Origin of the sequence: Paenibacillus sp. TCA20, assembly GCF_000732325.1 — a bacterium.
GTDB classification, from domain to species: Bacteria; Bacillota; Bacilli; order Paenibacillales; family Paenibacillaceae; genus Paenibacillus; species Paenibacillus urinalis.
Genome location: NZ_BBIW01000002.1, coordinates 563,739 through 586,021, shown reverse-complemented (window position 1 = coordinate 586,021; position 22,283 = coordinate 563,739). Strand labels below are relative to the sequence as shown.

Genomic DNA, 22,283 nt, shown 5'->3' with positions numbered 1-22,283 from the left:
GGCAGAAGTCAGCACTAGACGATAACAAGTAATTAGATACATCCTATTTACTTAAATCATGGATTACAAATAATAATAAAACTACCCGATCTGACGTAAGATGCAGATCGGATTTTTTACATATATTCGTTTTTATACGAAAGGCTGATTCGCTGCACTTTTATACAACGGTTCAGGCCATTCACTCCATGGAAAATCACGGGGCGGAATGGATATCAACTGCACATGTTCCTTCGTCACGGGATGAGGGAAACCGACGGACACGGACCATAACGCAAGCTGCTGTCCTGGCTTGTTTAATTCCACTCCATACTTTTGGTCCCCATATAAAGGACATCCCATAGCCAAACATTGAACTCGAATCTGGTGGGATCTCCCTGTATGCAGCACGACCTGAACGAGTGACAGCTTGTCTGTCTGTCCCAGCACGTAATAATCCAATATGGCATTTTTGCCGCCAGGTGTGCCTTCCGGCACAACAGATACGATGTTTGTCTTCTCGTTCTTCAGCAGTGTGTGCGTAAGTCTGCCTTGTTTGGCAGGAGGAGTCCCATGAACAACAGCCATATAAGTCTTCTCAAACTTTCGGGTTCTGACCGCATCTGATAGCCTGGAAGCCGCTTTTGAAGTTTTGGCAAAGATCATAGCTCCTCCGACGGGGCGATCCAGACGGTGAACGAGGCCGAGATATACATTCCCCGGCTTAGAGAATCGAACTTTGATATCCTCTTTGAGGATGGACAGCATGTCCATATCGCCAGATGCATCGGCCTGTGTTGGCACATTGATCATTTTTTCGACACCAAGCAGGTGGTTGTCCTCGTATAATATAGATAGCGGCTGTAAATCACTCATCGGATTAAGACTCCCAGCGACCCAGGATTCCACAAGGCAGCATCATATTGGATGCTGTAATCGGGAGCCCGATCTCACCAGACGAAATTTTGCCGCCGTATTTATTTTGCATCGTCATCGTTAACATATTGGACAGCACGGTAGGTGAGATTCCTGTTGTATAGGAGTTGATGAGAACAAACAGCGGGTTATCTGTCAGAATTCCTGTACATGACTCTAGGAATGGATAAAGGTTCTGCTCCAGCTTCCACGTCTCACCGTTCGGTCCACGTCCATACGATGGAGGATCCATAATAATTGCGTCATAGCGATTACCGCGGCGATGCTCGCGTTGAACGAATTTGAATACATCGTCTGTTATATAACGGACAGGACGGTCGCCAAGTCCTGAGAGCTGTACATTCTCTTTAGCCCATTGAACCATACCCTTTGCTGCATCAACGTGTACAACGCTGGCACCTGCGTAGGCGCTAGCTACAGTGGCACCACCGGTGTAAGCGAACAAATTCAGAACTGAGATCGGCCTTCCGGCATTCTGAATCTTGTCGATCATCCAGCTCCAGTTCGCTGCTTGTTCAGGGAATAAGCCTGTATGCTTGAAATTGGTTGGCTTAATGTAGAATTTGAGCTCATCATATGAGATCGTCCAGCGCTCAGGGATTGGTTTTTTCATATCCCAATTGCCTCCGCCGGAGGAGCTGCGATGATAGTGGCCATGGACGTTTCTCCAGTCCCCAGTTTCCTTCTCTAGCGGCCAAATAATCTGCGGATCAGGTCTGCGGAGAATAATATCTCCCCAGCGTTCGAGCTTCTCGCCGCCGCCTGTATCTATAAGTTCATAGTCTTTCCATTGCTGTGATGCGTACATGTAATAATCCATCCTTCAAGTTCATCTTATATTTACGAATTGCTATAATTACAATTAGGTTCTATTGTACAACAATTACGTGTTTTCATGCCAGTATTCCCCGTTTTTTGCGTTATATTAGCTTAAGCTTGGAATCCATGCGGATTTGAATTCATTGGAAATGTGCCTAATCGTCTATTTTGGGGTAAAGTAAAAGAAGGGAGGTTTGATGATGAGCAATAGCAGAACTTGGATCGCAGTAACTCTTGTCGCCCTTGGTTTATTCTCCATCGTGTTGTATACATACTCATTTGTTGCGATGCAATCCGGATTTGATCTTGGATTTGTGCTATTCGGTGCTGCACCGCTGGCTTACGGCCTGTATGAGCTCTCTTCGATGAAGAAGAGACGGGAGCTTACCCTAGAGAAGGAGCTTATGAAACTCGCCATGAAGCATGAGTATCTCTTAACGATACCTGAAATATCGCTCTACACTGACCTTCACAGTAAGGAAGCAGAACAAATTATAGCCAGCTTGCGCAAAAAAGGGCTGGTCAAGATCAAGGTTGCAGAGAATGGAACATGGGTGTACGAATTTGAGCCTTTGCTGACGAAAGAACAAAAAATGACCGCTGAACGCGTATAATGCTGTGACCAGGCTGGATTCATATAAAATATAGTAAATAGAGGCTGAGCTGTTTTCTCTTCAGAGAAGGCGGCTCATTTTTGTGTCGAAAATTCAGGGTTAATTGCAATTGTCATTTAATTGTCGCAAGATAGCAGATCGGGCTGTCGTTCATTTACTGTTGACAATGAGAATCATTATCAAATATGATGATTTCATACCAAAAGTAAATGAGGGATAATTAACGATGGCAAACATCTTAATCGTATATGCAAGCTTAACAGGGAATACAGAAGAAATCGCCGAGCTTATTGCTGAAGGGGTACAGAATGCCGGTCATACAGCTGTGCTGAAATCAGCGGAGAATTGTAATGCTGACGAAATGCTGAAGTATGATGGCACAATGATCGGTCTGTACACCTGGGGAGACGGGGATCTGCCGGATGAGTTCCTAGATTTTTATGATGAGCTGGATGAGGTGGATCTAAGTGGATATAAAGTTGCCTTGTTTGGAAGTGGAGATACGTCATATGACTTGTTCTGCGGCGCTGTAGATACGGCTGAAGCCAAGCTGAAGGAGCGCGGTGCCATTGTCACTGAGCCTTCACTAAAAATAGAGTACAGTCCGCTGGACGAGGAGAAGAAGGACTGTAGAGCACTGGGTGAGCGTTTTGCTGGAATTTTAGCACAAGTATCCTAGACAGAGACATACATGGGAGAAGAGCTTAAGCGAGAAGGAGAGAGATATCAATGGAGAGACCTTCTGAAGCGATACCACATAAGAGGATATTAACGGATTATAAGCTGGAGGAAATGCTCTGGTCTGAAAGGTCCCTTAACCGACTAAGAAATTTAGCCAAGGGCAAGCAGCAGGGACTGGAATGGAGACATCGAGTTCAGTATGCTGTCAGTCATACGATAAACGATTACTACACCCTGACTCCGGAGGTTCGCAGAGAAGTACCGATTCAGTATTTGTTAGAGAAAAGATGGCCTAAACACGCTACAGGCTTTGAATCCAGTGATCACTTTTGGAATGTGAAATGGGGAGTAACCGATGAGCTTATCCGGTTGCTGACACAGCATACCGAGCTGTTACAGCCTGTCCTGCTGTATGAAGAGCACAAAGCTTATGTATCAGACTTACATATGGACCTGTCTGTTATTTTTCAGGTGGCATGGCAGCCTGATCATATGGTACACAAAGGGTTATATATCCAAAAGTATATCGTCAATTATAATGAAGAGGTCATTCGGGCATACCAGAACATGATGATTGTATTCTGCTACCATGCTTTTGGATGTATTCCGGAACGAATCGAAGTCAATTGTTTGCTGGACCGGCGTAAGATAACTCTAATACCAGATGAGCACAGATATGATGAGGCCTTGGATTATGTTAAGCTCGTTACCCCTCTATGCCTGGATACAGTTGGAGCGTCGGATATCCCGCTATACGACGCTCCAAGCAAAGTCAACTAACAGCTCAGAGATCATTTATCTTGCTGGGCTAGAAAGCTTTGCACCAGCTGACGATAATCTTCGTGATTATCATAGCTGTTGTACATCCGAATATGAACCGTTTGGGCGCTACCGAAGAAGAAGCGTTCAAATTGGCTTTGTCTTCCTCCAAAGGGTCCGGCAGTCAGCTCCCATACCAATCTGAATATAGCAATTCGATCCTTGGCCTCCGTTGTGAGGCCTTTTAAATATTGATTTACATATGGACTTAGTTCAGACGAAATATCATTATTCATAGGTGTCATGATGATGCCGCTGGATCCAAGCAATTGGAGCATATTGATTACTTCAAGATAAAATGGCGGAAACTGAATGCTTGCAGCGAGAAGTGGACTGCTTGAAGGGATCAGAATACCTTGTTCATCCAGCTCAGCAGAAGTCTCAGAAGCGAGTCTGAGCGCTTTAAAGTTTTCCAGCATAGTCATGATTTTTGCAACATTGGCAATAGAAAGAGACTCCAGCCCGACATTTTGTTCATCTGCCAATGCTTCAAATAAACCGAGAAGAAATTCAGTTTTGGCAATATAACGTGATATAATTTGATGTCCGATATGGGTATGAAAATGTCCCTCTTGAAAGAGCTTGAAGCCCATAGTCTCATCCCCATAATAGAACATGCGGTTATGAGGTACCAGTACCTTGTCAAAAATAACAAGGGTGTCCATCTCCTCAAATCTTGAGCTCAGGGGATGATCGTAGGATGATTCTGATGCATGACTTTCACGGCAAATAAAGGTCATTCCCTCAAGATCATTTGGAACGGCAAAAGCAAAAGCATAGGGGTTCACTTCTTCATCAGGTGTGAGAGAAGGGGTAGGGAAGACAATCATCTCATCACAGGTTGCTCCTTGCGTTGCCATCATGAAGGCTCCGCTGACGATGTATCCTTCCTCGGTGATTTCCTCCACTTTTGCAGCGATGGAATCCTCAAAAGGATCGATTTGACCGGACCATTTGCTAGCAGGAGGCTGAATAAAGGCATGGGATAGGGTGATATCATGATCTCTGCAATAGGCATAGTAATCTCTTAAGTTTTGAGCGAATGCGGGGTTATGCTCCTCCAGCGTATACGCGGCGGTATAGAAGGACATCATCGCCGTATTCATGTAATCGGGTGATCTTCCAAGAAAACCGTGATGCTCTCTTGACCATAGCTCTATCATCTTTCTTCGCTTCTGTAAATCTTCCAAGCTGCTTGGTGGTAGATACGATAGACCCACGGGCTCACCTGTGTCTGGAGATAAATAAGTCATTTGATCTTTATATTTGTCATCACACTGCATGTCATACAACTTGGCCTGCGTCTGAATGAGTCCACTAAAAATGGGATGCTTAGATAATGGCCCCGTAACTCGTTCACCTTTATACCATAAGTTAATGTTTTGGCGATCGATTCGTTCAATGTACTGTTTACCGTTCTTGATAGGCATATCTCTCACCTCTTTGGGTACTGTTCAACTCATGCGTCCCGATTTTATTTTTAGCATAATGTACGGGAGAACGAGTTCATAAGTACCTTGTACCTGGGCTTCTAGCCGAAGAAAGGGCGTTTGCCCTGCCATGACCAACCAGCAAAGTAGGGTGATCGTTAGGCTGCATATATTGAAGAAAGGAGCTTCTTGATTTTGAAACTTTTGTATAATGAAGATTTGCTAATGAAGTTTATCCAAATGTATGAGCTGGATATACTGCTGAACACCGTAAGTATTAACGATATGAAGCTGTATGAGCTTATGCATGGAGATCGGGTGTGCTCGAGCGGTGACGAGATTGACCATTTGTTTTTCCTGGTACAGGGCAGGCTTAAGGTCTATACGACCATGTCAAATGGAAAGTCTCTCGCTCTAAGGTTCAATGATCCGCTCAGCCTGATTGGAGACGTGGAGCTGGTGACGAAGAATAAAGCAAGTACGACAGTGGAATGTGTAAGGCCTGCCATTTTGATTGGGATCAGCTATTCAGCTCTTAATCAGCATTACATCAGTCAGCCGGCATTTCTGCATTTCCTGCTGGAGCATATGTGCTACAAGCTGACGAGTCTGAATCGTTCGAGCAGTGTTAATTTGCTATATCCGTTAGATAAGAAATTTGCGGGATATCTGACCTTCATGATGCTGGACTCAGAGAAGGGTGTTGTGTTGAGTAAAATACCCAGCCACAGCTTGAATGAAATTGCTGACTTGCTCGGAACAAGCTATCGTCATCTGAATAGGGTGGTCAAACAATTTTCGGAGATCGGCATCTTAGAGCGCAGGCGAGGGGAGCTCATCCTGTTAGATGAACAAAAGCTGAGAGAAATGGCACCTGATGATTTGTATTTAAAGCGATAGCACTCGCATCAAAATAAAGATGACAGCGATTCGCTGTCATCTTTAATATGTTCTATGGTCAATAGCAATGTGCTTAATAAAATGGTTGATTAAAACATGCGGTTAGCTGAGAAACGGAAGCATTTTTGCGCAAGGATTCAAATAAATGGATTGCCTTTTTGAAATAATTATCATTGTTGAGTCTGTCAGCCGCCCATAAGGTATAGACTGCTGTACACAGCGCCTCAGAATGCTGATCGTTCAGCTGCTCATACTGAGCAAGCAAATATTGATACGATAAATAATGGGAAGCCATTTTGCGTTCTGCATAATAATCGTAGCTGTTGATATTCTGCTTAAAACGCAATAACTGTCGATCAATACAGTATCCATGCTCAATTGCAGATTCAAGCAATGTAGAGAGACCGATCAGCACCGCATCACCTGAATGATTATCAAGATAAGTTTCATACTCGGACAGCTTGCTAATATTTCCGCGTAATATTTCCAATGTTAACAAATGAACTGCAGCGAATGATTTGAATTCTTCAATTACGGCTTCTCCCGCCTTCGTACCATCCCTAAGCCAGCTCAAATCCGAATATAAAGAAATATATTTGATCGACTCAGAGTATTGTTTTAGCTTTTGATACGATATGCTGGTCATTAAGTGACTATAGGCAAAATAGTAGATGATATGCTTGTCGTATACATTGGTGGGACAATTTCGATGTACAATATCAAAATGTACCCGTTCAGCAGCATGTAACAAAGCTTGAGATAAAGTAGTGACTTCCTCCCAGTCCTCGTGTGTGCAGCGTACTTCGATACTTTTGATAAGTGAATCCAGATGATTAGCTTTAACAAGTATATCAGGCTCTACGACCATACTCACCTTCTCCTCAGTCTCACGAATTTACTTTATTTTACATATAGGTATACCAAAGGTCAATATATTCGTGAAAATTGTTAGTTAATTAGATAAGAAAAATGTAAAGCTCATATAGCTAAATTAATTAGGGTCTAAGTTAGTGAATGATGACAAAGCAGATAGAACAGAATAGACAAATTATCGAGAAGAAAAATTAGGGGGGATCAAGGCTTTCCTATTGCTAAGAACTCAATTATTATTAAACGATTTTTTTGAAATATAAACAAGAATAAAGAATGTTTTGTGGCAACATATATTGATGGTTAATATGAATTTAATGCTTCATGTTGTGAGTTTCTGTTGAAGTATGAATAAGTGTATTTGCAGTTATCATAAACAGAATGGATTATTGCAGAAATGGAGGAGCTTATGATTAGAGAAACGGAAGGCCATCATTTAAATCAACTCACTCAAGAAAATCAAAAACTCACGGCTGCAGCTCACGAAGAACTTCTGCATGCGGCTTACCGTCAGTTGAAAAATGATTTTGATTCCAAACTCGCAGAAACAGATACGGTGTACCCGCCTCTCTCTCCGGCTCAGCTTATGTTCTTAATGAACTATGCCAAGGTACATAATCAGTCCAAAGCGTTGGAGATGGTGGAATATACACTTCATCAAATGTACAAAAGCAATATTTATGATCACGTGGGTCATGCGTTTTTCACATATTCGGCAGATGAGAAGGGCTTTGTTCCGCATTTTTAAAAAAATGCTGAATGACAATGCCTGGCTCGCAATGACTTACCTTGAAGCATATCAGTTAACAGAGCATCCGCTGTATGCGGAAATCGCAGAATCCATCTTCTCATATGTGTTAAGCGAGATGACGTCGCCTGAAGGGGCTTTTTATGCTGTAGAAGGTGACAACTCGGAAGGGGAGACGGAAGGGTATTATGGATTTACTCGGCAAGAGATTGAAGACGTACTGGGTGTAGAGGAGATGCATCGATATTGTAATGTATACAGTATTGAACCTGAGAGGGATACTCCAGGACAAAGCATTCCTAATCTGATGAAAGGGACTCCCGAGGAGCAGGCAGAACGGAGAGGATTAAATCCACTCGCCCTGCGTAATTTGCTCGAGGAAGACCGGAAGAAGCTGTTGCAATATCGCGAGACGAGAGTGCGTCCAGTCAAGGATAACCGCATAGGAACAGCTTCAAATGGACTGATGATCGCAACCTTGGCCAAGGGGGCTAAAGCATTGCAGCAGACGAGATATGCTGATGCTGCAGCACAGGCTGCTGAATTCATATGGAACAAGCTGCGTGATGACGAGGGCAATTTGCATTCAGTCTATCATGATGAAGAGCTGACTCATGCAGCGAATGTAGACGACTATGCCCATTTGGCTTGGGGACTGATGGAATTATATGAAGCAACAGGGCAGCCCGCCTATTTAGCTAAGGTACTGGAGCTTAAGGATGCACTGTTCAGACTGTATTGGGACCCCGCAGAAGGCAACTTCCAACGGTTTGGAGTAAGTCGAGTGCAGCGATATAATGACAATAATGGGATGGATGGAAGAGCAGGGCTTGCAAGTGCTGGGGTTCTCCCCTTGCTGATCACCAAATGGGCAGCTACAACTCAGGATGGTGAGCTGAAGCAGAAGGGAGAACGATGGCTTTATACTATGGCAGGAGCTGCGAATGCTCATGCTGACAGTCAGGCCATGTATCTGCTTGGCGTGTCCTATGCACGGCAAGGAGGGCGCCAAATTATAATCAGTGGAAGAACGAATGATATCAAGGTGCAGGAGATGATCTCCATCATCCAAAAATCATATATACCTGATGCTTCCCTTATCATTAATTATGAAGGCAAGCAAGATCATGAGGTCTTAGCCGAACTTATTCCTGGTCTCGTCGACAAGCCCGCCATTAATGGAGAGGGAACCGTGTACATTAGTCGGGACTTCTCCTGCAGCGATCCTATAACTTCAACGGAGCAGCTTCGAGAAGAGTTTAAGCCTGTGAACTAATAAGTAAAAATAAAACCGCCTCGAGCTTATGCTCGAGGCGGTTAACGTTAACCGACTACGTACGAATTCTGGCTGTAATTTCTTCATCAAGCTCTAGTGTAACATCCTCACGGTAGGCACGGACATTATACTCTTGATGTACATATCGTAGAATAGCTTCAATCATATTGGATTCAATGAGAAATCGACTGCGGCCTTGAGCCCAAACCTCGGCTGAGTAGCCTGTATCTTCATCCCAACTAAGCTCCACCTGGACATCTGTCGGTTTGATTTGCTTACGTTCAGCGATATGAAGACATATGGCATTAACGATCTCATCCATTGTGATAACCATAGAGCTTAGTACCGTCCGTTTCCGTCATAGATGTTGCGGGATTTTTCCTTCTCTTCACGACGTCTCTTGATGGCTCTGTAGATACCTACACCCAGGCTGATTAATACAAAGATAGCAAGAAGGTTGATTGCAAGACCAAGAAGTTCTCCGAAGAAGCCCATACCTCCGAACAATCCGCCGAAGAGCATACCTGCAAGTCCACCAATCATTAGACCTTTCATAAGTGAGCCGCCGCTAAAGAATCCGCGGTTTTGGTTCGTTGTAGAGTTGGTAGCATTGTTATTACGATTCGTTGTGGAATTTGAAACATTGCTGTTACTATCATTCGAACGATTAGGTGTATTTGTATAAGATTTAGTTCCGGATTTGAAACCGCCGCCACCACGGCGTGCATCTGCATTATCTGGAATTGCTACGGTCGAGAAAATCAAAGTAAATGCCATCATGACCATAAGTAGACGTTTTGAACTGAACCATTTTTTCATGTGAGAAATGTTACCTCCTAAGAGTGATTTTTAGTGTTTAATACATACATACGCTCAAAAAATATGTTGGTTTCATATTTTTTAATTTAATGTGAATTGGATACTTCTTGTTCAGCATGACCGGAACGAATCAGGTCGGATACCCAATCACACCATTCCATTCCTGCCTTGGCTTTCATTGCTGCCTTCGTGTTGACAATATAATCACCGAAATAGGAATGTGTGGGTTGCACCGCTTCGTCTGGAAGCGCTTTGAGAAGATCTTCATAATAATCTTGACGAATCTGGTACCACTGTCTGCGTTCTTCAATCCATTGTCTGAGCAGAGCCGGATTCGTGATTTGAAAACAAATCAGCCGAAGACTCAGTTCGTCCCGAATAGGCGATGTTGACACGGGTGTATACATCCATTCCAATAATACCTGTATTCCCTTATCCGTGATCGTATACATCTTCTTATCCGGCTTATCTGTCTGCTCAATCCAGCGTGAAGAGAGAAGCTCATCCTCTTCCATACGGGATAGCAGCGGATAGATCTGACTGTGTTTGGCCGGCCAGTGGGGCTGAATCCTCAGCATGAGATCATAGCCAGATGATTCATCACGTGTCAATAACCCGAGCAAACCATAAGACAGTATGTTCAAGTGGACATGTCTCCTTTACTAAACTATAGTCTTGAATAATAGCGTAAAAGCGTTTTCCAAGACTATATATGTTTAAAAGTGTACACCACGACTGTATGGTTTGACAACCGTTATTGCTGTATGACGGATAAACTGTTGTTATAAATGTCACAGAAATTTAATAAAAAATGGCCTGGACTGCTGATCAGCAATCCAGACCCAAGGGATTAGAGAGATGCCTGGTTCTCATAACCATCCACAACAAGATCGAGTGCGCCTGTCTTAGGATCAATGATCATGCCGTGAACAGGAGTACCTGGGGGCAATAGTGGGTGATTACGAATCAACTCCACAGTTTCCATTACCCCTTCATGGACATTGTCAAACCCGCGCAGCCAGCGATCGAGCTTAATTCCTGCATGGTCGATCGTCTTGAGCACTTTCTCGTCGATGCCACGTTCCACCATATGCGAGAGCATCGCTTCACCATTTAGAGAGGCCATGCCGCATTCATGATGACCGACGACGACGACCTCATCAGCACCCAGCTCATATAAGCCGACTAGAACGCTTCGCATCGCACTTCCGAATGGATGAGAGATGATAGCCCCGGCCGTTTTAACGATCTTGACATCACCGTTTTTGAAGTTCATTGCTTTGGGAAGCAGCTCGACAAGACGGGTGTCCATACATGTTACGATCATCATTTTCTTCTGCGGGAATTTATCGGAGATATAGGCTTCATATTCTTTTTTCTCCACAAAGTTACGATTATGCTCCATGATTTGACTAATACTGTTCATTGTTTATACCTCCAGTTAATGAGTAGTTATTTTCTAAGCATTGACCGCACGTTCATCGCGCGGAAAAATGTATAACCCATAGTGCTGACCACTGCTGGATAGACGTAAGGACAGGTCTCCGGGATCGGTTGCCAAATTCAGCTCTTCTTCAAAAAAAACAGCCTTCTGGCTGTCCAAAATAAACGTAAGATCCGAAACGTTCGTATCCATTACGATATCCCCGTCTTCTTGCTCATCTACAATACGAAACGCAGGGACTCCGCTAACCGCACAGCCGCATCCCTCGCTGTCGTACATCAGTCGAATGAAGCCTGGCCTGTTACCGAGAACTTTGGTCAGGAGTTCTTCAGCTGCCTTACTAAGATTGATTTTCATAATGTAGGCCCACTCCTTTATTTAATCTTTTAGGGCGTGTCTTAAAACCCTAGTTAACGCTCTTAAATGTTGATTATAATCTTACCTAAAAGTATGATCAATAGGTAGGCGAATTAAAATATGGATGGGGTGACGATTATGAGCCAGCAATTACAGGCTAAATTAGAGCAATTTCTGGATCTGAACAAAAAAATCAAAAGCTACAATGAAGCGATTGGACTCCTGCACTGGGACATGAGCACCGGGGCACCGCGCAAAGGAATTGATACCCGTTCAGAGACGATCGGAATGCTGTCATCGGAAGCTTTTAAACTGCAAACATCGGAAGAAATGAAAGAATTGATCTCGTATTTAAATGAGGAGAGCGCATTTGCTGCCCTGTCAGATGTGCATCAGCGATTGATCAATGATTGCAAGAAAGAGCTCGAACGCACACAATCTGTTCCGCCCGAGAAGGTTCGTGAGTTCAGTGTTCTTACGGCTCAATCTCAAGCGAAATGGGAAGTAGCCAAGGAGAAGGCTGACTTTGCTTCGTTTGAACCCTACTTATCCCGAATTGTTGCCATGCAGAGTGAATTTATTGACTATTATGGTGTAAAAGATACACGTTATGACACATTGCTGGATATGTATGAGCCGGATTTAACGGTTGAGAAGCTGGATGAAGTATTCAGCCGATTAAAAGCTCGAATTGTTCCCCTGCAGGAAGCAATTAGTCAGTCTATACATAAGCCGGACACTTCCTTCCTCAATCAATCCTTTGATATTAAGCAGCAGTCCGAATTCAGTAAATATATATTGAAGGAAATGGGATATGATTTTGAGGCAGGCCGATTGGACGAGAGTGTACATCCTTTTGCAATGGGATTAAATCCCGGTGATGTTCGTATTACAACTCATTATTATGATACAGATGTGGCGAGCGCCATCTTCAGCTCTCTTCATGAAGGCGGTCATGCCCTCTATGAGCAAAATATTGATTCAAGCCTGGCAGGGACTCTCCTTGCCGAAGGTACATCGATGGGAATTCATGAGTCTCAATCGAGATTATGGGAGAATATGATCGGCAGAAGCCGGGCTTTCTGGGAGCATTATTATCCGGTATTACAGAACTATTTTCCAGAGCAGCTGGAGAACATTTCTCTGGATCGTTTCTATGAAGCCATCAATAAGGTAGAAAGCTCGCTGATCCGCATTGAAGCCGATGAGCTTACTTATAATCTTCATATCATTATCCGCTATGAGATCGAGAAGATGCTCTTTAATGAACAGCTGGATGTGAAGGACCTTCCGCAGGTATGGAACGAGAAATATAAACAATATTTAGGCGTTACTCCTCCTGATGACGGAGCAGGTGTGCTTCAGGATGTTCACTGGTCAGGCGGAGACTTTGGTTACTTTGCCTCCTACTCGCTTGGAAATATGTATGCAGCCCAAATCATGAATACAATGGCCAAGGAGCTTCCAGAATACGAGAATTATATAAAGGAAGGGAACCTTGCTCCAATCAAAGAATGGCTGACAGAGAAGGTCTACCAATACGGCAAATCCCGCAAGCCTTCCGAATTGATTGTTGCTATTACAGGAGAAGAGCTGAATCCGGATTACCTTGCCGATTATCTGGAGAGTAAATATAAAGAAATCTATAAACTATAAAGAGATAACTGTATCGTTAAACATAACTTGTCAAGCTGAAGGATTCTACAAGAGTCCTTCAGCTTTTTTTGCGTGAATAAGAGCGTAGTTTAAGAGAGTTTATACCGGGCTGATTAACCAATTGCGAATGGACTGCATAAATATGGTTCATACATTCTTTATTTCAAGGGAGGGCTATTCAATGAAAGGAAAAGCTTGGTGGATGCCTGCTGCAATTCTGCTGCTGTTATTCAGCGTCGTCCTAAGCGGCTGCAGCTCAAGCAGCAGCGGTAACGTGAAGGTTAACGTTGGCGAAGTAACCCGCTCTGTTTTTTATGCACCAGAGTATGTCGCTCACGCGCAAGGCTTCTTCGAGGAAGAAGGTCTGGATGTTGAGATTCAAACCACGGCAGGGGGAGACAAGACGATGGCGGCACTGCTTGCAGGCTCCGTCGATATCGCGCTGGTCGGTTCGGAAACGTCAATCTATGTGTATCAGCAGGGAGCAGAGGACCCGGTCATTAACTTTGCACAGCTGACGCAAACGGATGGCACCTTCTTATTTGCGAGAGATCAATCGGCGGAGTTCGATTGGGATCAGCTGAAGGGGAGCGAATTCCTTGGTCAAAGAAAAGGCGGCATGCCGCAAATGGCCGGTGAGTTTGCCCTAGGTAAGAAAGGGATCGATCCACATCAGGATTTGACACTGATTCAGAACATTGATTTTGCCAATATCACGTCTGCGTTTGCATCAGGAACAGGCGATTATGTACAGCTGTTCGAGCCGCAAGCTTCCATCTTCGAAAAAGAAGGAAGAGGCAAGGTAGTTGCTTCCTTTGGTGTGGAGAGCGGCAAGCTTCCGTATACCGTATTTATGACCAAACAGAGCTTCATCAAAGACAACCAAGACGTGGTCAGCAAATTTACGAACAGTATTCATAAGGCACAATTGTGGGTGGAAGAGCATACGGCAGAAGAAATAGCCGATGTGATCATGCCCTATTTTAAAGACGCGGATCGTGACATTATTGTGAGCAGTGTACAACGCTATAAGGATCAAGGCACGTATGCTTTGGACCCGATTATTGACGATAGCGAATGGAATAACCTGCTTGATGTAATGGAGAATGCTGGCGAGCTGCAGGAGAGAGTCCCTGCGTCTGCGATTGTAGACAATACTTTTGCTGAAGAGGCTGCTGGAAAGTAAGGTTCGCCGTTCATAAAAAGGATGTGAACAAATGACACGGATAGAACTGGATCAAATAACACATGTGTACGTAACGGAACGGGAGGCAAAGCTGGCTCTGGATTCCATTAGTCTGGAGGTCGAGGCTGGCGAATTCGTCAGCCTGGTAGGTCCAAGCGGATGCGGCAAAACGACCATTCTGTCCATGATTGCAGGCCTGCTGCAGCCAACGAAGGGAGAGGTGCGTCTAGCCGGAGAAAAAGTCACTTCACCTTCTTCCCAAGTGGGCTATATGCTGCAGCAGGACTATTTGTATCCATGGCGCACAATTATGGCAAATGCCTCGATTGGACTTGAGCTTACTGGACAGCTCAGCGAAGCTTCGCTTCAAGCAACGCGAGATCTGCTCGCGGAGATGGGGCTTGCAGGAACAGAGGACGCGTATCCGCAGGCATTGTCAGGTGGAATGCGTCAGCGTGTGGCTCTGGTAAGAACGCTCGCAACGAATCCTGATCTGCTGCTGCTCGATGAGCCCTTCTCGGCTCTGGATTATCAGACCAAATTGCAGCTGGAGGACCTGATCTCAGATACGCTGAAGAAGCAGGGCAAGACAGCTATTTTGGTTACACATGATCTATCTGAAGCCATTGCAGTAAGTGACAGAGTCATCGTGCTGGACAAAAATCCGGGACGAATCCGCAAGACGTTTGAGGTTCCTGCATCCATCAGGGATGCTCAGCCGTTCCATGCAAGAGAGCAGCAAGGATTTAATGATCTGTTTAACGAAATTTGGGGAGAGCTTGATGACTCCGGGGGAAAGGGGTGATCATGTCTAATGGAAGAAGCAAAACCGTTGGAAGCAGCACGTCATGAAAAAACGCAGGATGAGCAGTGGCTTCACAATATTCATCTCCAGCACAAGAAGCGGAGAAGAAGATGGAGAAGATATGTCAGTCTGACACAGATTGCGATTCTGATCATGATGTTTCTGTATTGGGAAGTTGCGGGCAGATTAAAATGGATCGACGTGCTTCTGTTCAGCTATCCTTCAAAGATTGGCGCACAGCTGTGGAAGGATGTGGTCAGCGGCGAAATATGGCTCCATACCACAGTCACGGTGTTTGAAACGATTGTTGGCTTCCTGCTGGGTACACTGCTCGGCACACTCATCGCTGTACTGATCTGGTGGTCCCCTTTCTTATCGAAGGTGCTTGATCCTTATTTGGTCGTACTGAATAGTATGCCGAAGGTGGCGCTTGGACCGATATTTATCGTCATGTTTGGCGCAGGCTTTACTGCGATTGTCATGACCACCATATCGATTACAGTTATCATTACAACGCTTGTTGTGTATAACAGCTTTAATGAAGTGGATCCTAACTATGTAAAGGTTGTACGTACATTTGGAGGAAACCGGAAGCATATTTTTCGCAAAGTGATCTTCCCTGCATCCTTTCCTGCGATCGTCTCCACACTTAAGGTAAATGTAGGTCTGGCCTGGATCGGGGTCATTGTGGGAGAGTTTCTTGTTGCGAAGGAAGGCTTGGGATATTTAATTATATATGGTTTTCAAGTGTTCAATTTTACACTCGTTATGTCGAGTCTGATTGTAATTGCTGTAGTAGCGACGGTAATGTATCAACTGGTAGCATGGCTCGAGCGTAAGCTGATGAATGGCAGGGAGCATTAATTTACCACAGGGCTGAACTATTGATTCTATCCCGCATCAGTCCATATGTCTGTGACATGTCACATTGTTCCAGAAGGGAAAATCGTGTACGATTGATACCTACGATCTGAATGGGTACTAATATAATGGAATCGTTATTTATTGTACTCGCCTTATAGAGAGAAGAGAGGGTTATCATACATGGGTTTCCGCGTTATCAAAACAGCGATTGCTGCCTTAATGGCTGTGCTGCTGGCTGATGCTATGCAGTTAAAAGGACCAACGTCAGCAGGATTGCTGGCCATACTGGGTGTCGATGTTACACGTAAAAGAAGCCTGAAGACGATCTCGGCGCGATTTTTTGCGTCCGTAGTAGGGCTTCTTTTTGCTTCTGTACTTTTTTTCCTTTTTGGATTTCATTACTGGGTGCTGGCGATTTATATCCTCACGGCATTTCCTGCGATTGTACGGTTTGGCTTTAAAGAAGGCATTGTCACAGGGTCCGTCGTTGTCTTTCGTGTATTTAGCGGAGGAGAGATGAGCCTTGAAGTCATTTGGACACAAATACTGCTGCTCATTGTTGGGCTTGGCTCGGCGATGGTCGTTAATTTAGCTTATATGCCAAAATCGGATAACATGCTCTTGAACATCCGTCATGAGATCGATGAGCTGTTTTCGGTAATTTTCACCCAGTTTGGCCGTACACTGAGAGATCCCTCTTACGTGTGGACAGGTGCTGAATTGATGGAAGCTGAGAAGGCAATAGACAAAGGAGTAGCAGCCTCCAAGCTGTATCTTGAGAATCAAGTGATCCACCCCAACGAGGAATGGACTGCATACTTTTATATGCGCAAGACCCAGCTGGATTCAATTCAGCATATGATGCATCTGATCTCACAGGTATATACGACCATGCCGCATGCAGAAATGGTAGCTGAATTGTTCGAGCAGTTAAGTGATGATGTATGTAATGAGTTCTATACTGGACGGACGGAGAAACTTCTAAGCATGGTAGAGCAAGAGTTTAGAACGATGGATCTGCCCACAACAAGAGAAGAATTCGAGATTCGTTCGTCGATCCGGCAGCTGTGCCGGGAACTCGCTTTGTACTTGAAGATTGCGAAGAAGGACAAGGCACCGTTCCCTGTCCCAGCAAAAGGAAATTAGCTTATTCAGCATCTAAGCCGCTATAAATTAAAAGTTATCTTTTTCAATTATATTTATCTTTAAATTGGTAACAAACGCCCATGTCCTGCATACATATAAATGGAATGATTGTATGGAGGAGGTTCAAAGATGTCATTGAGTCATAAACATCAATGTAGAGAGATTATAACGAAGGCGATCTGCGGCAAGGGTCGTAAGTTCTCTACCGTAACACATACCGTGACTCCGCCACATAATCCTACCAGTATTTTGGGGGCATGGATTATTAACCACGAGTACGAATCGGTCCCGGCAGGAGACGGAATTGAAGTTATTGGTACTTACGATATCAACATCTGGTATTCCTATGACCAAAACTCTCAAACCGATGTAGCGAAAAAGACAGTATCTTATGTAGAGAACATTCCACTATCTTACCTGGATCCTAAGCATCGTGCCTCCACTGTTGAGGTCTCTGCGGATGCAACGCAGGAACCGAGCTGTGTAGAGGCGACGGTAGCTTCGGGCGGAGGCAGTGTAGTCATCCGCGTGGAACGCGAGTTTGCAGCTGAGATGGTTGCTGAAACCAAGGTTCGTGTTGTCGTGTGCACGAATAACTGCAGTGAAGATGCAGACAAAGATTATGAATTCGGCTCACTTGATGGCGATTTTGACGAGCTTGATCCTGACTTGCTGGATGATGAGATCTAATTGGTGCTGCAACACCTATATGGCAATATATGCGCCGAACCTTTCGGCGTAGAGGGCGGCAGCCCTCCTTTTTTTATTTCTTTTTTTGGGGGAAGGACGGTCTAGATGCCATGGTTGTAATTCGAAATCCAGAGCATTACGAGTCGATGACAATGGAGGAGCGTGACGCAAGATTAACCCGCTCAGGACTTCGTTCTTCCCTAATTCATCCTAAGGAGAACAAGCTGCAGTTCCATGTGACTTACGAAGTCTTGGTCAGTCAGCTTCATGCGTTAAGAATCGTGAAAAAGAGCTATACCGGAATTCGGGAAGGTAACTTGACGGTACTGAAAAGGGAGGATAACACTTCACTCTACAATCGAATTGAACGTGCTGCGGTTCGAGCGGCATATGCTCTAAATCTGGAGCATGCGGAGATTGTGCTGCAGGCAGGAGGACAGCAAGGCATTAGCGTAAGCAGCGTTCATGCGCAGCCATGGTTAATTAGAGAAGGAATCGCTGAGTTGTACGAACAGGCCATGATGGAAAAGCAGCTTGCACTTGAAGCAGAAAGTAATTTACATACGTCTCCGGTACTCGGTATGGATCCCGAATTTCTACTCGTTAGTCAACAGGAGAATAGAGTGGTTCCTGCTTCCTTATTTCTGGAGCGAACGGGCGAAGCCGGGTGTGATGCGGTAACTCGAGGCGGACGAAGATCGTATCCTGTTGCGGAGCTGAGGCCTATGCCAAGCTCAGAGCCGCGTGAGCTGCTCGCTCATTTGATGCATGCGTTCTTAACTGCTTCCACGCTGATTACGGATCGCACGCTGTTATGGAGAGCCGGCGGGCTTCCGGTAAGCGGGCTTCCGCTTGGCGGACATGTACATTTTAGCAGAGTGGTGCTGACCTATGATCTGCTCCGTGCCCTCGACAATTACTTGGCGCTTCCGATCGCCGTATTGGAAGATCCTCGCAGCAGTGGCAGACGACCGAAATACGGCTACTTGGGTGATTTTAGAACTCAGCCATATGGCGGCTTCGAGTACAGAACACTCCCGAGCTTCTTGGTGTCCCCAATGGTTGCCAAAGGGGTCGTGTCCATAGCTTATTTGGTCGCTGCCAATTACAGGGTTCTCCAGCGAAGACCGCTTGATCTTACCGAGAATCATGAAGCCTTTTATAAGGGAAATAAACCAATTCTTCGCGGACTGGTTCATCCCTTGCTGCAGGAATTAACAGCTCTGCCCGATTACAACCGTCATCATAAATATGTGAATCCCTTGATCAATGCACTGTATCTAGGGAAGACATGGGATGAATCCAAGGATATAAGACCTCTCTGGAATATTCAGCAAAAGCCATGAATATGAGGTCTCTTTTTGATATAATAAGCGGATGAATCCGTATCATCGTTCAGATAAGCTATACTGAATGTATGATAGGACTCGATATGATCGATGCAAATTGTGTGGCAGGAGTGGTATAATTCATGGCTCAATATACGCCAATGATTGAACAATATTTAAAGGTAAAAGAGCAGGCGCAGGATGCGTTTCTTTTTTTTAGACTTGGTGATTTTTATGAGATGTTTTTTGAGGATGCAACCCTTGCCGCGAAGGAACTGGAGATTACGTTAACCGGCCGTGAAGGCGGTGGCGGAGAACGTATTCCAATGTGCGGCGTGCCTTATCATTCCGCCGATAATTATATTCAGCGATTGATTGAGAAAGGGTATAAAGTTGCAGTATGTGAACAAATGGAAGATCCGGCCGCAACCAAAGGAATGGTACGCCGAGAGATCGTGAGAGTGATTACGTCGGGCACCGTCATGGAAGGCAAGACGATTGGCGAGAAGTCAAACAATTATATGATCTGCTTGACACAAACCAGCGGTGTTTTGGCGATTGCTGCCTGCGATTTATCTACTGGAGAGCTGTATGTTACCTCTGCTCCATATTCTGAAAAGTGGCTCAAAGATGAAATTGGCATCTATGAGCCCTCTGAGCTGATCGGAGATGCCGAGCTGCTAGAGACGGTGCAGTCCGAAATGCTGGCAGGTAACCGGAAGATCACCTATACGGCTATTGACAAGAGTAAATCTGAGCTTGTGATAACCCAATTTGGTGAAGCTGCCTGGGCCCGTTTGGGGGAAGAGCGCAGACATTGCCTTGCGACGTTGTTTGCCTATCTGCATGAGACTCAGAAGCGCTCATTGGGCCAATTGACTCAAATCCAGACGTACGAGCCCGATCATTACATGATTCTCGATCCATTCACCCGAAGAAATTTGGAGCTTGTAGAAACGGTACGCGACCGCTCCAAGAAGGGCTCGCTTCTATCTCTGATAGATAAGACAGAGACTTCCATGGGAGCGAGGATGCTCAGACGCTGGATTGATAAGCCGCTGCTCCAACGACAGAAGATTGAGGAGCGTCTTGAAGCGGTGGACAAGCTGTATAACCAATTTATTCTGCGAAGCGACATTCGCGAGCAGCTGAAGGAAATCTATGATCTGGAACGACTCGTTGGTCGAATTGCATTCGGCAATGCCAATGGACGGGATTTGAATGCGCTCAAGGTGTCTCTTGATATGATTCCTGCGCTTGCCAAGCTGTGTGCAGATTCTCCTTCAAGCACCTTGCGCCATATTGCAGAAACGATGGATGATTGCTCGGATTTGCGCGATATGATTCATCATGCCATCGTGGACGAGCCGCCTGTATCTGTCAGAGAAGGCGGAATGATACGTGAAGGATATCATGAGCATTTGGATGAGCTGCGTTATGCAAGCGTGAATGGCAAGCGCTGGATCGCGGAGCTAGAAGCACAGGAACGTGAAATTACTGGAATCCGTTCACTTAAGATCGGTTATAACAAAGTGTTCGGCTACTATATTGAAGTGACCAAATCGAATATTTCCTCCCTTCCTGAGGGCAGATATGAACGTAAGCAAACTTTGGCAAATGCAGAGAGATATATAACACCTGAGCTGAAAGAGAAGGAGTCTCTCATTCTGGAAGCCGAAGATAAGATGGTCGGGCTTGAATATTCATTATTTATTGAAATTCGTGATCAGCTTAGTAAAGAGATTAAAAGATTGCAGAAGTTAGCTGAGCAGGTTGCAGAGATTGATGTGTACCATTCACTTGCTGCCGTCAGTGCAGAGCGCGGATTTGTTAAACCGAGCATCACGGATGGATTTGACATGAAGCTTATTGAAGGACGGCACCCTGTTGTAGAATCGGTCATGCGTGATGGTGCATTTATGGCAAACGATACGGTGTTAACACAGGAGGATCCACGAATTCTGCTGATTACAGGTCCGAATATGGCGGGGAAGAGCACGTATATGCGTCAAGTGGCGCTCATCTCTATTCTGGCTCAAATTGGCTGCTTCGTTCCGGCCGTGGAGGCAGAGGTTCCGATTATGGATCGGATATTTACGAGAATCGGCGCCGGTGATGACTTGATCGGTGGTCAGAGTACCTTTATGGTAGAAATGGCTGACATTCAGGTGATGACGGAAAAGGCAACTCCGCGAAGCCTGATCATTATCGACGAGCTGGGGCGTGGAACCTCAACGAGCGAAGGTATGGCGATTGCTCAGTCGGTTATTGAATATGTGCATGATCACATCGGGTGCAAAGCTCTGGTCTCTACTCATTTTCATGAGCTTGCCCATCTGGAGGATAGTCTTCCTTCTCTTCGAAATTATTCAATGGCCGTGCAGGAGAAGGAAAATGAAGTGCAGTTTCTACGCAAACTGATCCCCGGCGCGGCAAGCAGCAGCTACGGTATTTATGTCGCAAGACTGGCTGGACTGCCGAGCTCGATCATTGACCGTGCCAGCAGGCTGATCCACACCATTGAGGAGCACTCATTTGATATCGCTGGTGAAGGACATAAGGAGCCGCTTGAGACCGATTACCATCAAGCCGAGAAGGAAGCGGCAGCTTCGTCAGATCAAATGATGCTGAACGAGACCAAATTAGCTGCGAAGATGTTTGAAGAGGAGAAAATGGAAGTGCCGGCTGCTTCGTCTAATGAAGTTGTTCAGCTGTCGATTTTCGGAGATGAACTACTTGAGCCGAAGAAGAAAGCGTTGCAGGAAGCAAATGAGCTGGACCCAGTTGTCAAGCAGCTGATTAAACGGCTGAAGAATGCGGATTTAATGAACATGACGCCGCTTCAAGCGATGCAGCTCGTGAATGAATTAAAAATGAAAGTAACGGATATGTGAAGTTATTAACTTATAAACTTAT

Annotated in this window: 23 protein-coding genes; 14 read left to right on the top strand and 9 right to left on the bottom strand. The window is 45.0% G+C overall.

Going from position 1 to position 22,283, the window contains the following annotated elements:
• Nucleotides 1-132 precede the first annotated feature (132 nt).
• Nucleotides 133-855 carry an RluA family pseudouridine synthase gene (locus tag TCA2_RS06310; protein ID WP_047910690.1) on the bottom strand — a complete coding sequence of 241 codons (723 nt, stop codon included), beginning with the start codon at nucleotides 853-855 and terminating at the stop codon, nucleotides 133-135.
• A 4-nt stretch (nucleotides 856-859) separates the two neighbouring features.
• Nucleotides 860-1,723, bottom strand: coding sequence for a class I SAM-dependent methyltransferase (locus TCA2_RS06305; protein WP_047910689.1), 864 nt, complete (start codon nucleotides 1,721-1,723; stop codon nucleotides 860-862).
• 211 nt (nucleotides 1,724-1,934) lie between these two features.
• On the opposite strand from TCA2_RS06305, the gene TCA2_RS06300 reads away from it, so the two are divergent.
• The 3 genes from TCA2_RS06300 to TCA2_RS06290 all read left to right on the top strand — a co-directional run bounded on the left by TCA2_RS06300 (nucleotide 1,935) and on the right by TCA2_RS06290 (nucleotide 3,809).
• Nucleotides 1,935-2,348, top strand: coding sequence for a hypothetical protein (locus TCA2_RS06300; protein WP_047910688.1), 414 nt, complete (start codon nucleotides 1,935-1,937; stop codon nucleotides 2,346-2,348).
• Between the two features lie 226 nt (nucleotides 2,349-2,574).
• Nucleotides 2,575-3,027, top strand: a complete 453-nt coding sequence (locus TCA2_RS06295; protein WP_047910687.1) for a flavodoxin — start codon at nucleotides 2,575-2,577, stop codon at nucleotides 3,025-3,027.
• 50 nt (nucleotides 3,028-3,077) lie between these two features.
• Complete coding sequence (locus TCA2_RS06290) at nucleotides 3,078-3,809, top strand: hypothetical protein (protein WP_052511784.1); 732 nt, start codon at nucleotides 3,078-3,080, stop codon at nucleotides 3,807-3,809.
• Between the two features lie 11 nt (nucleotides 3,810-3,820).
• Here TCA2_RS06290 and TCA2_RS06285 read toward each other — a convergent pair whose 3' ends face one another.
• Nucleotides 3,821-5,278 (bottom strand): 4-hydroxyphenylacetate 3-hydroxylase family protein, encoded by a 1,458-nt coding sequence (locus tag TCA2_RS06285; protein WP_047910686.1) that lies wholly within the window; start codon nucleotides 5,276-5,278, stop codon nucleotides 3,821-3,823.
• Nucleotides 5,279-5,473: 195 nt separating this feature from the next.
• On the opposite strand from TCA2_RS06285, the gene TCA2_RS06280 reads away from it, so the two are divergent.
• On the top strand, nucleotides 5,474-6,178 hold the full coding sequence (locus TCA2_RS06280; protein ID WP_047910685.1) for a Crp/Fnr family transcriptional regulator: 705 nt from the start codon (nucleotides 5,474-5,476) through the stop codon (nucleotides 6,176-6,178).
• 73 nt (nucleotides 6,179-6,251) lie between these two features.
• Here TCA2_RS06280 and TCA2_RS06275 read toward each other — a convergent pair whose 3' ends face one another.
• On the bottom strand, nucleotides 6,252-7,046 hold the full coding sequence (locus TCA2_RS06275) for a hypothetical protein (RefSeq protein ID WP_047910684.1): 795 nt from the start codon (nucleotides 7,044-7,046) through the stop codon (nucleotides 6,252-6,254).
• A 411-nt stretch (nucleotides 7,047-7,457) separates the two neighbouring features.
• On the opposite strand from TCA2_RS06275, the gene TCA2_RS27130 reads away from it, so the two are divergent.
• Nucleotides 7,458-7,796, top strand: coding sequence for a hypothetical protein (locus TCA2_RS27130; protein WP_052511782.1), 339 nt, complete (start codon nucleotides 7,458-7,460; stop codon nucleotides 7,794-7,796).
• Entirely contained in the window at nucleotides 7,780-9,072 is a 1,293-nt protein-coding gene (locus TCA2_RS06270; protein WP_052511780.1) for a glycoside hydrolase family 9 protein, read from the top strand. The genes TCA2_RS27130 and TCA2_RS06270 overlap by 17 nt, the downstream gene beginning before the upstream one ends.
• 55 nt (nucleotides 9,073-9,127) lie before the next feature.
• On the opposite strand, the gene TCA2_RS06265 is transcribed toward TCA2_RS06270, so the two are convergent.
• From TCA2_RS06265 to TCA2_RS06245, 5 genes are all read right to left on the bottom strand, one after another.
• Nucleotides 9,128-9,406, bottom strand: a complete 279-nt coding sequence (locus TCA2_RS06265) for a YxcD family protein (protein ID WP_047910683.1) — start codon at nucleotides 9,404-9,406, stop codon at nucleotides 9,128-9,130.
• A 5-nt stretch (nucleotides 9,407-9,411) separates the two neighbouring features.
• Nucleotides 9,412-9,891: a hypothetical protein gene (locus TCA2_RS06260; RefSeq protein WP_047910682.1), complete on the bottom strand. Its 480-nt coding sequence runs from the start codon at nucleotides 9,889-9,891 to the stop codon at nucleotides 9,412-9,414.
• 86 nt (nucleotides 9,892-9,977) lie between these two features.
• Complete coding sequence (locus TCA2_RS06255; protein ID WP_047910681.1) at nucleotides 9,978-10,535, bottom strand: PadR family transcriptional regulator; 558 nt, start codon at nucleotides 10,533-10,535, stop codon at nucleotides 9,978-9,980.
• Nucleotides 10,536-10,741: 206 nt separating this feature from the next.
• Complete coding sequence (locus TCA2_RS06250) at nucleotides 10,742-11,317, bottom strand: carbonic anhydrase (protein ID WP_047910680.1); 576 nt, start codon at nucleotides 11,315-11,317, stop codon at nucleotides 10,742-10,744.
• A 33-nt stretch (nucleotides 11,318-11,350) separates the two neighbouring features.
• On the bottom strand, nucleotides 11,351-11,692 hold the full coding sequence (locus TCA2_RS06245; RefSeq protein WP_047910679.1) for an iron-sulfur cluster biosynthesis family protein: 342 nt from the start codon (nucleotides 11,690-11,692) through the stop codon (nucleotides 11,351-11,353).
• 138 nt (nucleotides 11,693-11,830) lie between these two features.
• On the opposite strand from TCA2_RS06245, the gene TCA2_RS06240 reads away from it, so the two are divergent.
• The 8 genes from TCA2_RS06240 (at nucleotide 11,831) to mutS (ending at nucleotide 22,261) form a co-directional block, all read left to right on the top strand.
• Nucleotides 11,831-13,348 carry a carboxypeptidase M32 gene (locus tag TCA2_RS06240; protein WP_047910757.1) on the top strand — a complete coding sequence of 506 codons (1,518 nt, stop codon included), beginning with the start codon at nucleotides 11,831-11,833 and terminating at the stop codon, nucleotides 13,346-13,348.
• 181 nt (nucleotides 13,349-13,529) lie between these two features.
• A complete protein-coding gene (locus tag TCA2_RS06235; RefSeq protein ID WP_047910678.1) occupies nucleotides 13,530-14,534 on the top strand; it encodes an ABC transporter substrate-binding protein in 1,005 nt (334 codons plus the stop codon).
• A 31-nt stretch (nucleotides 14,535-14,565) separates the two neighbouring features.
• Entirely contained in the window at nucleotides 14,566-15,339 is a 774-nt protein-coding gene (locus TCA2_RS06230; protein WP_047910677.1) for an ABC transporter ATP-binding protein, read from the top strand.
• A gap of 9 nt (nucleotides 15,340-15,348) precedes the next feature.
• A complete protein-coding gene (locus TCA2_RS06225) occupies nucleotides 15,349-16,203 on the top strand; it encodes an ABC transporter permease (RefSeq protein WP_047910676.1) in 855 nt (284 codons plus the stop codon).
• Nucleotides 16,204-16,383: 180 nt separating this feature from the next.
• The gene (locus TCA2_RS06220) at nucleotides 16,384-17,349 is read left to right on the top strand and encodes an aromatic acid exporter family protein (RefSeq protein WP_047910675.1); all 966 of its coding nucleotides are present in this window, start codon (nucleotides 16,384-16,386) and stop codon (nucleotides 17,347-17,349) included.
• A gap of 129 nt (nucleotides 17,350-17,478) precedes the next feature.
• Nucleotides 17,479-18,039 (top strand): outer spore coat protein CotE, encoded by a 561-nt coding sequence (locus tag TCA2_RS06215; protein WP_047910674.1) that lies wholly within the window; start codon nucleotides 17,479-17,481, stop codon nucleotides 18,037-18,039.
• A gap of 110 nt (nucleotides 18,040-18,149) precedes the next feature.
• Nucleotides 18,150-19,385: a hypothetical protein gene (locus TCA2_RS06210; protein WP_047910673.1), complete on the top strand. Its 1,236-nt coding sequence runs from the start codon at nucleotides 18,150-18,152 to the stop codon at nucleotides 19,383-19,385.
• Nucleotides 19,386-19,510: 125 nt separating this feature from the next.
• Nucleotides 19,511-22,261 carry a DNA mismatch repair protein MutS gene (mutS, locus tag TCA2_RS06205; protein ID WP_047910672.1) on the top strand — a complete coding sequence of 917 codons (2,751 nt, stop codon included), beginning with the start codon at nucleotides 19,511-19,513 and terminating at the stop codon, nucleotides 22,259-22,261.
• The last annotated feature ends 22 nt before the right edge of the window (nucleotides 22,262-22,283 follow it).